Genomic DNA, 13,815 nt, shown 5'->3' on the forward strand with positions numbered 1-13,815 from the left:
ACTCCAACGTTAAATCCGGGAAAGGCAAATACAAAATAAAAACGCCGACTCATCGGGAGAAACTTTAAAGATGATTTGGAGAAGATATTGAATGCCCGGTGAACAGAAATACTTCTTCCGCCCTGTATTTATGTACGATCATAAATTTACGATATGTCGTATGTTTTTTATTAAATAGATGCGATTATAATATTGATTATGAGTTATTTGTGAGGTGGCATCTTTGTTGTCTTACCGCGCGCAAAAACTATTTAATTTATGAAACCATCTCCCAATCTATTATCTCCCGAAAACCATGCGCTGGTATTAATTGATTTTGAAGGCCAGATGGCTTTTGCCACCAAAAGCATTCCACTCAGCGAACTGCGAACCAACACTGCTATTGTTGCAGGCGCTTCAAAGATCTTTAATATCCCTACGATTGTAACAACAGTGGCCGAAGAGAGTTTTTCAGGCCCGGTATTTCCTGAAATAGAAGAATTTTACCCACAGGCTACTTCAGGATATATTGACCGCACATCCATGAATACCTGGGAAGATGAAGCAGCGTATAAAGCCATTACAGGCACGGGGAAAAAGAAGCTGGTACTTGCGGGCCTTTGGACGGGCGTTTGTATCGTAGGCCCTGCGCTGTCGGCAATAGAAGAAGGTTATACCGTGTATGTTATTACCGATGCCTGTGGCGATGTTAGCCCTGAAGCGCATGAGCGGTCCGTACAACGCATGGTACATGCAGGCGTTAAACCTATTACCTCCATTCAGTACCTGCTGGAATTGCAAAGGGATTGGGCAAGGCAGGAAACTTATGTAGCAGTTACTGATCTGATGAAAAAGTATGGCGGCTCCTACGGTATCGGCATTCATTATGCCCACCACATGCTCAAACACTAATTATCTTCTGTAAAATCCTTTACCAGCTTTGCGAGTTTCCAATTTCTATTTATTGCAAAAGTCAGCGGTGCTGATCATGCTCTTGCTGATCGGCCATGCAGGTTATGCGCAATCGTTTAAACTGATGCGTTTTGATGAGAATTATGCCTACCTGCGTGATTCTGCTTCCACTTTTTATCATAAGATAAAGTATACCTCACTCTCTGCTAAAAATAACGTGTACGTTTCTTTTGGCGGATCGGCGAGGTGGGAATATGTTGATTTTCACGATGAAGATTGGGGGCGGCTGGGAACAGGTCACAATAATTTCTTATTGCAGCGCTACGACCTTTATGCCGACGTTCACTTTGGAGAAAAGATCCGGGTGTTCACGCAGCTGCGAAGCGCCTGGGAAGGAGGTCGTAAAAACGGTCCCAGGCCGATTGATGAAGATCATCTGAATATCCAGAATCTCTTTGTTGATGCACAGCTGTATAAACGGAATACAAAAAGTCTCACTGTCCGCGCCGGCCGCCAGGAGCTGGACTATGGCAGCGGGCGACTGATCTCTGTCCGCGAAGGACCCAACCTGCGGCTTTACTTTGATGGTCTTAAACTGATGTATGCTGCTGCGGGTTTTACCGCAGACGCATTCGCTATGGCGGCGGACACCGTGAACACAGGCGCGTTCGACAATAAAACCAGCAAACAGGTGAACCTGTGGGGACTATACGCCAAACGCATTTTTCCCCGGGCAGGTAACCTCGATATTTATTACCTGGGCATCCGGCGGGATCTCGCGGTTTTTGAAGAGGGAGCTGCAAAGGAAGTAAGACATACACTGGGCGCCAGGCTTTGGAAATACGGCGGCGGCTTCATCTACAATTTTGAGGCGGCCTGGCAGTTTGGGAAGTTTGGCGCTGCTGATATCAACGCCTGGACCGCATCCGCAGATATCGGCTATATGTTTGAATCTGTAAAAGCCAGGCCAACGATCAATTTGCGTAATGACTACATCTCCGGCGACCGCAACAAAGGAGACGGCAAACTGGGAACCTTTAACCCGCTGTATCCCAAAGGTGGATATTTTGGATTCAGTCCGCAGATAGGCCCCGTGAATCTCATTGACATCCATCCTTACGCCACGGTGAATCCTGGCTCCCGCCTGGTGTTGCAGGCAGATGTGGTGTTCAACTGGCGTTATTCCCTGCAGGATGGTGTATATCGCCCCAGTGGCAATTTTAACCTCGCAGGTTCATCTTCCAAAAAAAGATATATCGGCACCGCTTACCTGGCTAGTGCTGTATACACGCTGAACAGGTTTATCTCACTGAATGCCGGTGTACAATATTTTAAGACAGGCGCTTTTATAGATGATCTGATCAAAGATCATAAGGACGGTTTATTCATTAACACCAGGGTGGCGTTCAAATTTTAATGAAAAAAAATATTCATCATGAGAAACTATAAGAACAATCGTGGTTTGCGGGCAATAAAAAGAAGCCTCTTGCCGGTACTGTTTATGTTGCTGTCGGGAACAGCCGCCTACGCCCAACAGGCTGTAACCGCAGATACCACCGTGAAAACAACGCCGGTGGGCACTTCAAAGATCTGGGGGAAGGTAGACGGCATCGCCTTTGAAGGGCTGGTACAGGGCCCCTCTGCCGCAGAATCTCCTTTGCAGGTGGCCTGTGTATTCGAGTACACGGAAGGGGATATTTTTAATCCGCCTGCATTGCCGGCAGCACTGAATGGCATGGTGCACCTCGATGAGGCACTGCACGGACAAATTACGGAACTGCGAAAAACCGGGAAGTTTGCCGGGCATGCGTTGGAAACCATATTGATTACCCCCGCCAAAGGCGCGCTGAAAGCGCCCCGGTTATTATTGATCGGTATGGGCAACCGCAATAATTTTACCCCGGACCTTATGACCTCAGTGGCAAGTGTAGCTACGCGAGAAGCACTGAATTTAGGAGTGAGCAGTTTTTCTTTTGCCAGCGACATCAAAGATGGCGGCATCGATTCTCCTACCGCCCTGGTTGCGGGCAATGTCACTAAAGGCATCATTGAAGCATACAGAACGCAGCTTTATCTCCATAAAAATAATTTAGCGGCCCCCAAAAAAATAACCAAAGTAATACTGCTTGCTGGCCCCGCATTTTTCGTCACAGCCGGCGAAGGAATCAAAGAAGCCATTGCTTCATTTCATAACTAAAACAGACTACAATGAAAAAGGCCGATTTAGTTCTTTATAACGGTAAGGTCCATACCGTAGACCGGCGCCAGCCTGCAGCAACAGCAGTAGCTATTAAAGAAGGCAAATTCATAGCTGTTGGGGACGACGCTACGGTGCTGAACGGGTTTCAGGACCAGGACACCGTACTGATTAACCTGGAAAACAAAAGGGTGATCCCGGGATTAAATGACTCACATATCCATTTAATCCGGGGCGGACTAAATTATAATCTTGAATTAAGATGGGATGGCGTTCCCTCCCTGGCAGATGCGCTGCGGATGCTGAAAGTGCAGGTTGCGCTGACGCCTTCGCCACAGTGGGTAAGAGTGGTAGGGGGATGGACTGAATTTCAGTTCGCGGAAAAAAGAATGCCCACCCTGGATGAGATCAATGACATTGCGCCGGACACGCCGGTGTTTATCATGCACCTGTACGACAGGGCATTGTTAAACCGTGCAGCGCTGCGCGCAGTTGGATTTACAAAAGATACGCCTGCGCCGCCGGGAAGCAGGTTGGAAAAAGATGCGAAAGGTAACCCCACCGGGCTGCTGATTGCAACACCCAATGCCCTGATCCTGTATTCCACACTCGCCAAAGGACCGAGGCTGTCGTACGAACACCAGGTAAATTCCACCCGGCACTTCATGACCGAGTTAAACCGCTTTGGCATCACCAGCGTGATAGACGCTGGTGGCGGATTTCAGAATTTTCCGGATGACTATAAAGTTATCAGCGACCTCAATGAGAAAAAACAACTGACGGTTCGTATTGCCTACAACCTTTTCACACAAAGGCCCAAACAGGAACGCGAAGATTTTGAAAACTGGACCAACTCCGTAACCCTTCACCAGGGAGACGACATGTACCGTCACAACGGCGCCGGTGAAATGCTGGTGTTTTCTGCCGCCGACTTTGAAGATTTTCTTCAGCCGCGGCCGGAGCTGGCTGATACAATGGAAGAGGAGCTGGAACGGGTAGTAAGGTTACTGGTAGAAAAGCGCTGGCCTTTCCGTTTACACGCCACGTATAACGAAAGCATTACCCGGTTTTTAAATGTATTTGAGAAGATAAACCGGGAGATTCCTTTTGACGGACTACCCTGGATCTTCGATCATGCTGAAACCATTGATGAGCGCAACATCGACCGGGTAAGGGAACTTGGCGGGGGCATTGCCATTCAGAGCCGGATGGCTTTCCAGGGCGAATACTTTACCGATCGTTATGGAGCCGCCGCTGCTGCACATACCCCGCCTGTTAAGCAAATGCTCCAGGCAGGTGTACCGGTGGGCGCAGGAACGGATGCCACGCGGGTGAGCAGCTACAACCCCTGGGTGGCTTTGTATTGGCTCACAGCCGGTAAAACCCTGGGAGGCCTGCAACTGTATGGCGATGCCAATAAACTGAGCCGGGAAACCGCACTGGAACTGTATACAAAGGGGAGCGCATGGTTTTCCGGCGAGCAGCAAAAGAAAGGCAGTATCAGGGTAGGACAATTTGCCGACCTGGCAGTACTGGACAGCGACTTTTTTGAAGTACCCGATGAAGAGATTAAATCCATTGAGTCCATCCTTACCATTGTGGGCGGAAAGATTGTATACGCCAAAGATGATTTCGCCACGCATGCTCCGCCAACGATACCTGTTTTGCCTGATTGGTCGCCCGTAAAAAATTACCCGGGTTACTATAAAGATGCTGCCATTGTTGCCAAGGCATCAGGCGCTGAAGCAGTGGCGGCTGCCGGGATACACAGCTGCAAAGGCAGTTGTGATGTTCACGGCCATCATCATGATATTGCCCGTAAAAGCAACATCCCGGTTAATAATTACACCGCATTCTGGGGCGCGTTTGGCTGCTCCTGTTTTGCATTTTAACGCGCATATTATGAACGATATTATCATATCCATCCTTTACTCCGACCTGGGCAGCACCTGGAATAACGCTGCCATGCTGGTGTTCCGCTGCCTGCTGGCACTGGAGCTGTTCAGGGTACACGGCATGAAAAAGTTTCGCGTGGTGGACGGGCAAAAAGAGCATGTACCTAACCCGCTCCATTTACCGGAGAAACTCAACGCATTGGTGGCCACATTTTCAGATACCGTGGTGCCTTTCCTGTTGATGCTCGGCATTGGCACCCGGTTGGTGATCCTGCCAACAATAGGGGTTACCGCCATCGGTTACTTTGTAGTACACCGGAATGACAACCTGGAAGTACGCGATGTACCCTATATGTACACGCTCTCCTTACTTTTTTTACTGGCGCTCGGCGCCGGGACTTATTCTTTGGATAACTTTTTATTGCTTCAACTATTTAATTAAAAGAAAATGATCACACGCATTGGCATTAAACCAGAACACCTTTCCGGCGTAGCCCATTCATTGGGAAAAATAATGGCAGATGAATTTGTTCTCTACACCAAAACACTCAAAGCTCACTGGTGTGTAACAGGCCCGGATTTTCACAGTAAGCACTTATTTTTTGAATCGCAGTACGGGCAGATGGAAGAAATGGTGGATGATATGGCAGAAAGGATCAGGTCTTTAGGACATTTTCCACCGGCCACACTAAAGGAATTTTTAAGTCTGACACACCTTACGGAACAGTCGAGGGAAAAAAATGATGCGACCGGGCATATCAAAGAACTGCTGTCGGATCATGAAAGTATATTGATCCACCTGCGGGAGAATATAGACGGGTATGTAACCGCGTTTCATGATGCAGGAACCAGTGACTACATCACCGGGTTAATGGAAAAGCATGAAAAAATGGCCTGGATGCTCAGAGCGCACCTTGAATAGGCGGCTGCTGATCAAAAGGAATTTAAACATCACAAAATTAAAACATGACAGAGGCTACACACAATATTAACTGGGTAACATTTTTACTCGCATGGGTAGCAGGCTTTTGTGATACAGCCACCTTTGTATCGGGGGATAGTATTTTTTCTGCACACGTGACCGGCAATTTTATTGTGTTTGCTGCGCAGATTGCTGCGGGGGGCGATAACATGGATTCGTGGATGAAATTAGTAACGTTCCCCGTGTTTGTACTCGCTGTAATGGCCGGTGGATGGGTGGTTGAGCAAACGCAGAGAAAGTACAAAATACTTCTCGCAGAGGGCATTATATTAATGATTTGCGGAATTGGTGCTATCTTGCTACCCATGTTAACGGGAGGGGAAGAAAAAGTAATGATCTATTCAATTGTAATGACTACCGCGGCAGCAATGGGGTTGCAAAATGCTTTTGGGAAATTATTTGCCAAAGAAACACACGGACCAACCACCATGATGACGGGGAATGTTACCCAGGCGTCGCTGGATCTGGGAAACCTGATCCGGAAGGGGCGGAGTGGCGATGCATTGGCATGGAAGGATTTTCAGGGCCAGGTGTTCACCATCGGGGGATTTTTAGCGGGTTGCGTGATAGGCGCAATAATGGCAAAATGGCTGGGCCTTAGCGCTATTTTGCTGCCGGGTGTGGCAATTGTTGTTTGTTATTTGCAGGGAGAAGCAATGGCGCGTAAATTTGAGCAATGAGGAAAGGTGTTCCCGGAAAAATATGGATGGCCATCGGACTGGCTGTGATACTCCCGGTCATTGCGGGCGCGCAATCAGCTGGTCCCGAAAGAATAGGCCGGTTGGTGCAAAGCAGCAAAGGAGATACGTCTACCATTACAGCATGGATGAAGATGGGAGAGTCGTTCCTGGATAAACCGGAATCACTGGACTCCGATATGAAAATGGCTTTTCGTATCGCGGGCCAAATGGAAACATTAAGTAATGAACTAAAATACCCGGTGGGGCTTGGGCTCAGTAAACTGTTACTGGCAAAAGCCTACCGGGAATCCGGACGTGCCGGCGATGGAAGAAAGACGAGTGAAGAAGCAGTTCGTCTTTTAAGTGCTTACGGAACACCCGGGTTAAAGGCACAGGCGATAGTGGAATTAGGAGGTACCTATTCCAATTCTGGAGAAGATCTTCCAACAAAAATCAGCCTGTACAGGCAGGGCATAGGTATTTACCAGAGTTTGGGCGACAGTCTTTCTGCAGCAAAACTGAATGAGTTTGTGGGAGATCTGCTACTGCTGAACGGGCAGTTTACACAGGCGCTGGAGGTGTTAACCGCAGCTTTAGCCGTTTACCAGCAAACCGGTTATCCGCGCTTACAGGGAATTTATTCGATTATGGCGGAAACTCATCACGAGTTAAACAATTTCGCCCAGTCACTCCAGTATAATTTGCTGGCGGTAGAAGCCGGGGAGAAGATGAAGGATACAGGACCACTGATGGCCACCGTTTATAACCGTGTTGGACTGAATTATTACAGCATTAAATATTACGATCAGGCAATTGATTATTTCAATAAAGCCCTGGTACTGGCCCGGAGCAACCGGGATACCGTGACTATTAAAACCATGCTTATCAATATTGCGGACGCCTGTCGTAATAAGGGTATGTACAGAAGAAGCCTTGACACATTGTTTGTCAGCACACGATATGGGGCCTATACCAGTGAGATGGAACGGATGCTGGAACCAATGATCTATATGAAGGTCTATGTGGCGCTCAGGGAGTTTGATAAAGCGGACTATTACTTCAGGCGCCTGGTAAGCTCTTATCAGCATCACCGGATATCCGACAGAAGCAGCCAGCTTTTGCGCCTGGCGATTATTTATTATCTGCAGGCAGTTGACCGCTTTACTGAAACAATTCCCTATCTCAGGAGTTACGCCTATTACAGGGACAGTATATCATTGGGGCTGGTACGGCAGGTAGAAGGCGAGTACCTGTCCTACAGAACAGACTCGGCGATGGGCAATCTTTCCTCAGCTATCAGCCATTTCAGGCAATATAAAGTACTTTCCGATTCCCTGACCAGTGTTGCACAGGCTAAACAACTGGGAATGCTGCAATTGCAGTTTGAAACCAGGCAAAAAGATAAGAATATAGAATTACTTACGCAGAAAAGTGAGTTACAGGAAGTGTTGTTGCAGAACGAAAAAGTATCCCGGAATGCTTTCGCTGCGGGCGTTGCCATGCTGGTGCTTTTTTCCGCGTTAATGTATAACCGCTACCGGCTCAAGAAGCGTTCCAACCTGGAGTTGGAAAGCAAACAACGGGAAATAAACGATCAGAATGAAGTGTTGAAAAAAGTGGTGGAAGAAAAGGAATGGCTGTTGAAAGAAGTACATCACCGTGTTAAAAATAATCTGCAGATTGTGATCAGCCTGCTCAATACACAATCTGAATATCTTGATAACGCAGACGCAATAGCCGCTATCCGCAACAGTCAGCACCGTATGTACGCCATGTCGCTGATTCATCAGCGGCTTTACCAGGTTGATAATCTCGGGAAGATTGATATGAAATGGTACATCGGGGAACTGATTGGGTACATGCAGGAATCGTTTGAGAAAACAGATAGAATTTCCTTCACTACAGAAACCGATCCGCTGTTGCTCGATGCCATTCAGGCGGTGCCCATTGGGCTGATCATCAATGAGGCGGTGAGCAATTCGATCAAATATGCGTTTCCGGCGGAGCACCGGGGTAACATTCGTGTTTCATTGAAAAGTACAGGCGAAGCGGCTTGTTTGCTGCTGATTTCAGATGACGGCATTGGCTTTTTGCAGGAACAGGACCCGCAGCACACGCAATCGCTGGGAATGAGCCTGATGCACGGACTTTCCGGCCAGCTCGATGGCAGCTTCAGTATATCCTCTGCCGCCGGCAGAGGAGTAAATATCAGGTTATTATTTCAATGCAGGACCTTTAGTACCATAACAGTTAAAACGTCCGCAGGATGAGTTTAAAGGAAAAAATATTGATCGTGGAAGACGAGTTTATCGTTGCCAACGATCTGCGTATTATGCTCGCCAAAGCTGGTTATACCATGTGTGGTATTGCATCTTCTGTTGAACAGGCCCGGGAGCTGATTGCGCTTAAAAATCCCGACTGGGTGCTGCTCGATATTACGTTGAAGACGCCTGTGTCAGGGATTGAACTGGCCAAAGAATTGTTTCTGCAGAAAAAACCATTTTTATATATCTCCGCAAATACAAATCAGGCTACGCTGGAAGCCGCGAAAACAACGCAGCCATATGGATTCCTTGTGAAGCCATTCCGCGAGCGGGATTTGCTGGTGATGCTGGACATTGCCAGGTACCGTTACAGTGCAGAACATAGTGCTGTTCAAAACAACCAGGCTGTTGTAACCGATAATGAAAATAATTTCCCTGATATTATTGGTAAGGGCGCTGCATTGAAAAAAGCCCTTGAAAAGATCGGTGCAGTAGCGCGTAGTAATAGCTCCGTATTGCTGTTGGGAGAAAGCGGAACCGGTAAAGAAAGGTTTGCACAGGCTGTTCACAGGGCCTCCGGCCGGAAAAATAAACCCCTGGTAACGGTCAATTGTGCAGCGTTGCCGTTGTCTCTTTTGGAGTCAGAACTATTTGGCCATGAGCGGGGAGCCTTCACCGGCGCTAATCAGAAACGGATTGGTAAGTTTGAGCAGGCTAACGGAGGTACTATCTTCCTGGATGAAATCGGCGAACTACCCTTGGACGCACAGGTGAAGTTGCTGCGCGTATTACAGGAAAGGGAAGTGCCCCGCCTGGGCGGCGATATGCCTGTACCTGTAGATGTGCGGGTAATTGCGGCAACGAATCGTAATCTTGAAAAGGAAGTGGCCGAAGGAAGGTTCCGGCTGGACCTCTATTACCGGCTGAATGTTTTTCCCATAGAGCTGCCGCCCTTACGCGAAAGGACGGAAGACATCCCATTGCTGGCCGCCTATTTTCTCAAAAAATTTGCGCTGGTGTTGGGAAAACCAGTACCTGAAATCAGCAGGGAGGCCATGCAATCGCTGATGGAATACCGCTGGCCGGGCAACATCAGGGAGCTTGAACATATCATTGAACGGCAGGTTATTTTGACCATGAGCAATAAGATCACCGATTTTGATCTGCCGGTATATCTCGAAAAAAATACCGGCTCCACTTCTTTTGAAACGATGGAACAGATGGAGAGAAACCATATCATGAATGCGTTAAAGCTGTGCAAAGGCCGGGTTTCAGGCGTTAATGGCGCTGCCGAAATGCTTGGGTTACCTGCGCAGACAGTGTATTCCAAAATGAAAAAACATGGAATTGAATCCGGTTATAAATAGTATTTGTTGCACAATTATTTTTTGAATTCAGCAACATGGAGAAAGAAACAACGAGGATAGAAGCCTTCAGTGATGGGGTTTTCGCCATTGCTATCACTTTACTGGTATTGGAACTGCATGTGCCATTGATGGAGGAAACCGGGGGAGGAGATTCACTTTTGAAAAAGCTGGCGGCGGAATGGCCTTCTTTCCTGGCTTTCAGCCTGTCTTTTTTCAGTATTTTTATTATGTGGGTCAACCATCACAAAATCTTCAAGCAGATCTACCGGCGCAATACCCCGCTGATGTTTGCCAATGGGCTTATCTTATTCCTTGCTACCTGCGTTTCCTATCCTACCGCATTACTCTCCAGCTATTATCATACGGCATCGGTTCATGTTGCAGTGGCCATCTACACCGCTTTATTTGTATGCATTAACCTGGCATTTAACCTGCTTTGGTGGATTGCGAGCCAGGACAGGCAACTATTAAGACCGGATATAACTGATGAAGGTATTAAGCGTATAAAAAGAAATTACCTATATGGCATCCCGGTGCATACGCTGGCTTTTATCCTTTCTTTTGTGGAACCCACCGCCGCTTTATTTCTTTGTGTTGCCTTATGGATTTACTGGGCTTACACCTCTGGTAAGCTTGAACTTAAAAGGAAGTAGTTTCAGACTTCCCCGTCTTCTTTGCCGGTAACGAAATGTTCTTTTTGAATGCCTAGTCTTTGCATTTTTGAAATAAGGGTGGTAGCCGGCATCTTTAACTTTGTAGCAGCGCCATTGAGGCCTGAAATTCTTCCCCTGCATACTTTAAGCACCTTCAGGATATACTCCCGTTCTATTTCTTCCAGCGGCCGGATCTGAAAGGCTTTGTCGTTTGAGTTGCCTTCAATACCTATTTGTTCCGGAAGCTGGATCATTTTAATGATGCTTTTATTAGTCAGTAGTACCGTACGTTCGATCAGGTGTTCGAGTTCACGGATATTACCCGGCCAGGCGTAGGAAATTAATTTTGCCATCGCTTTTTGAGAGATGCCCGAAATTTTTTTTCCGGAATTCCTGGCGAAGCGTTCTATGAAATAAGAGGTGAGCGCGGGAATATCCTCTTTACGTTTCCGCAAAGGAGGGAGGGTAATGGGGAATACATTTAATCTATAGTATAAGTCGCTCCGGAAGCGGTTTTGCGATACTTCCTTTTCCAGGTTTCTGTTCGTTGCCGCGATGATTCTTACATTCACGCTAATTGTTTTTCCGCCGCCAACCCGCTCTATTTCTTTTTCCTGCAACGCCCTTAATAATTTCACCTGTAGCTCTGGCGGCAGTTCCCCGATTTCATCAAGAAACAAGGTGCTGTTATTGGCCAGTTCAAACTTTCCGATCCGGCGGTCGGCTGCGCCGGTAAAGCTTCCTTTCTCATGTCCGAATAATTCGCTTTCGATCAGGTTTGCCGGCAGGGCGGCGCAATTTACTTTGATCATGAGCTTTCCGCGGCGGGGAGACGCCTCATGTATGGCGCGGGCAACCAGTTCTTTGCCGGTGCCGGTTTCCCCGAGTAAAAGCACGGTTGCATCTGAGGGAGCTACCTGTGAAATTAAACGAAAAACTTTTTGGATTTCGGGTGAATGACCAATGAACCCGGAAAAGCGGTTGCCCGATTGTTCCTCTATCAGGTAAGCCTTTTCTTCTTCCAGTTGTTGCCGGTATTGGTTTATTTCTTCGATCTGTTGTTCTATTTTTTCATTTGCCAGCACATTGCACATACCTGTTCCCAAAAGATCTGCCACACCGGAGAGCAGGTTGAATTTTCCAGGAGAAAATGCGCCTGCTTTGTTTGAATAAAGAAATAACACGCCCCTGTCCTGGTTAGCATTTGTAATTTTAACCAGCATCATTTCTTTGATGCCGAGTTTATACCAGTAGTGAACATAGGGAGCGATATCTTTTTGTTGGGTGAGTTCAGCAAGTTGAAAGATCACAGGTTGCCCGGCAGACAGCGCGATATTGAAAACCCCGTCATTCACGGGATGCTGGCGGTGAATGATGGGACTGTCCACTTTATCATTCTCCAGTCTTTTATCGCGGCTATGTAAAAAAGGATAGTGCGTGTCTGCACCTTCAGACAATAAGCATAAAGTATAATACTGGCTGTCAAACAGATCCAGTATTTCGTTATTGATAATGTTCCAGAGGTCGGCGCGGCTGCGCACAGCAGCGATTCTGCCTGCCACGCAAAGTAAACTTACCTGTTCGTTTTCTTTTTGAATGAGTTGATTTTCAAAGACGGCATTTTTGTCCGCATGATTGCCTTCGTCTATACCCATTGGACCAGTGTGATTGGTTTTCTGCATGACCGAAATTACTGAATTTCAGAGAGCCGCACAAGGATGCAGTATCATAATATTACGACATGCCGTATTTTTTGAAATTAAATAATTTTATAAGTTTTTGATTGTTAGTTAGTTGAAGGTGGGCACACGGTTTGACTTGCCTGAGCAAAACAAATCAAAAACTATGAGTACAAAAGAACCTACACTACAGGTACCTGCCGTAGAAAATGATCCGGCCATTTCAAAAGACATCAAAGCTTTTTTAAGCGTGTTGAATGTACCGGGGGCGCCGGGATTGGAAACCCTTTTTGTAAACGATGCCCGCCAGGTGTTAATCAACGCGCAGGCCTCTGTGGATGTTGATTATTCCGGCATTGAAGAAAGTGAGCAAACCATCAGCGCCGGTGGTTTTTCAATCAAATTAAATATTGTAAAGCCGGCGGGAAACAAGGAGCAACTCCCTGTTTTTATTTTCATTCATGGCGGCGGATGGGTATTGGGCGATTATCCCACGCATAAAAGAATGGTGAGAGACCTGGTGGTATTATCCGGGGCAGCGGGTGTTTTTGTGAATTATACGCCTTCGCCGGAAGCGCGTTATCCCCAGGCGGTTAATGAAATTTATGCAGCTACCAAATGGGTGGCGGAGCATGGAGCCGAAATTGGCGTAGATGGTAGCCGTCTTGCTGTTGTGGGCAACAGCGTGGGAGGCAATATGGCTGCTGTAACAGCCATCAAAGCCAAAGAAAACAAAGGACCTGAGATCCGTGTACAGGTGCTGTTCTGGCCGATTGTTGACGCCGGCTTTGAGCATGATACCTATAAACGATTTGGACAGGACCGCTTTCTCACCACGCCTTTAATGAAATGGATGTACAATCAGTACACTACCGATCAGGCGGAGCGCGAACAGGTGTATGCATCTCCACTGAACGCTACTGTCGATCAGTTAAAGGGACTTCCTCCTGCTTTAATACAGGTAGCCGAAGCAGATGTGCTCCGCGATGGCGGCGAGGCATATGGCCGCAAACTCGATGAAGCAGGCGTGGTGGTAACCACCGTTCGATACAATGGAACGATCCATGATTTCGGACTATTGAATGCTTTGGCTAACACTCCCCAAACAAGATCACTTTTTGTTCAGGCCGCGGCAGAACTCAAAAAATATCTGGGGCTGAAGTAAGCGACGTTCTGCACGTCAGTAAACCCGTTGAAATCATCTCTG

General features: G+C 47.3%; 12 protein-coding genes. 11 read left to right on the forward strand and 1 reads right to left on the reverse strand.

What is annotated here, in order from left to right:
* Positions 1 to 258: 258 nt before the first annotated feature.
* From ACMXI2_RS08995 to ACMXI2_RS09040, 10 genes are read left to right on the forward strand one after another with little or no spacing between them, the layout of a single operon-like run.
* Positions 259 to 891, forward strand: a complete 633-nt coding sequence (locus ACMXI2_RS08995; RefSeq protein ID WP_079467887.1) for a hydrolase — start codon at positions 259 to 261, stop codon at positions 889 to 891.
* A gap of 52 nt (positions 892 to 943) precedes the next feature.
* Entirely contained in the window at positions 944 to 2,308 is a 1,365-nt protein-coding gene (locus tag ACMXI2_RS09000) for an alginate export family protein (protein WP_483781356.1), read from the forward strand.
* Positions 2,309 to 2,326: 18 nt separating this feature from the next.
* Complete coding sequence (locus ACMXI2_RS09005) at positions 2,327 to 3,088, forward strand: M17 family peptidase N-terminal domain-containing protein (protein WP_483781357.1); 762 nt, start codon at positions 2,327 to 2,329, stop codon at positions 3,086 to 3,088.
* Between the two features lie 11 nt (positions 3,089 to 3,099).
* On the forward strand, positions 3,100 to 4,980 hold the full coding sequence (locus ACMXI2_RS09010; protein WP_483781358.1) for an amidohydrolase: 1,881 nt from the start codon (positions 3,100 to 3,102) through the stop codon (positions 4,978 to 4,980).
* 10 nt (positions 4,981 to 4,990) lie between these two features.
* A complete protein-coding gene (locus ACMXI2_RS09015; protein WP_483781359.1) occupies positions 4,991 to 5,425 on the forward strand; it encodes a DoxX family protein in 435 nt (144 codons plus the stop codon).
* Between the two features lie 6 nt (positions 5,426 to 5,431).
* Positions 5,432 to 5,905, forward strand: coding sequence for a Dps family protein (locus ACMXI2_RS09020; RefSeq protein WP_483781360.1), 474 nt, complete (start codon positions 5,432 to 5,434; stop codon positions 5,903 to 5,905).
* Between the two features lie 44 nt (positions 5,906 to 5,949).
* A complete protein-coding gene (locus tag ACMXI2_RS09025; protein ID WP_483781361.1) occupies positions 5,950 to 6,645 on the forward strand; it encodes a YoaK family protein in 696 nt (231 codons plus the stop codon).
* A complete protein-coding gene (locus ACMXI2_RS09030; protein ID WP_483781362.1) occupies positions 6,642 to 8,915 on the forward strand; it encodes a tetratricopeptide repeat-containing sensor histidine kinase in 2,274 nt (757 codons plus the stop codon). The genes ACMXI2_RS09025 and ACMXI2_RS09030 overlap by 4 nt, the downstream gene beginning before the upstream one ends.
* The gene (locus ACMXI2_RS09035) at positions 8,912 to 10,276 is read left to right on the forward strand and encodes a sigma-54-dependent transcriptional regulator (RefSeq protein WP_483781363.1); all 1,365 of its coding nucleotides are present in this window, start codon (positions 8,912 to 8,914) and stop codon (positions 10,274 to 10,276) included. Before ACMXI2_RS09030 ends, ACMXI2_RS09035 begins: the two co-directional genes overlap by 4 nt.
* 35 nt (positions 10,277 to 10,311) lie before the next feature.
* Entirely contained in the window at positions 10,312 to 10,929 is a 618-nt protein-coding gene (locus ACMXI2_RS09040; protein ID WP_483781364.1) for a TMEM175 family protein, read from the forward strand.
* Between the two features lie 2 nt (positions 10,930 to 10,931).
* Here ACMXI2_RS09040 and ACMXI2_RS09045 read toward each other — a convergent pair whose 3' ends face one another.
* Positions 10,932 to 12,611, reverse strand: a complete 1,680-nt coding sequence (locus ACMXI2_RS09045) for a sigma-54-dependent Fis family transcriptional regulator (protein WP_483781365.1) — start codon at positions 12,609 to 12,611, stop codon at positions 10,932 to 10,934.
* A 163-nt stretch (positions 12,612 to 12,774) separates the two neighbouring features.
* Between ACMXI2_RS09045 and ACMXI2_RS09050 the strand changes: the two genes are divergently transcribed.
* Positions 12,775 to 13,773 (forward strand): alpha/beta hydrolase, encoded by a 999-nt coding sequence (locus tag ACMXI2_RS09050; protein WP_483781366.1) that lies wholly within the window; start codon positions 12,775 to 12,777, stop codon positions 13,771 to 13,773.
* Positions 13,774 to 13,815 lie beyond the last annotated feature (42 nt).

The organism is Chitinophaga sp. G7 BAM 1005 (genome assembly GCF_057126945.1).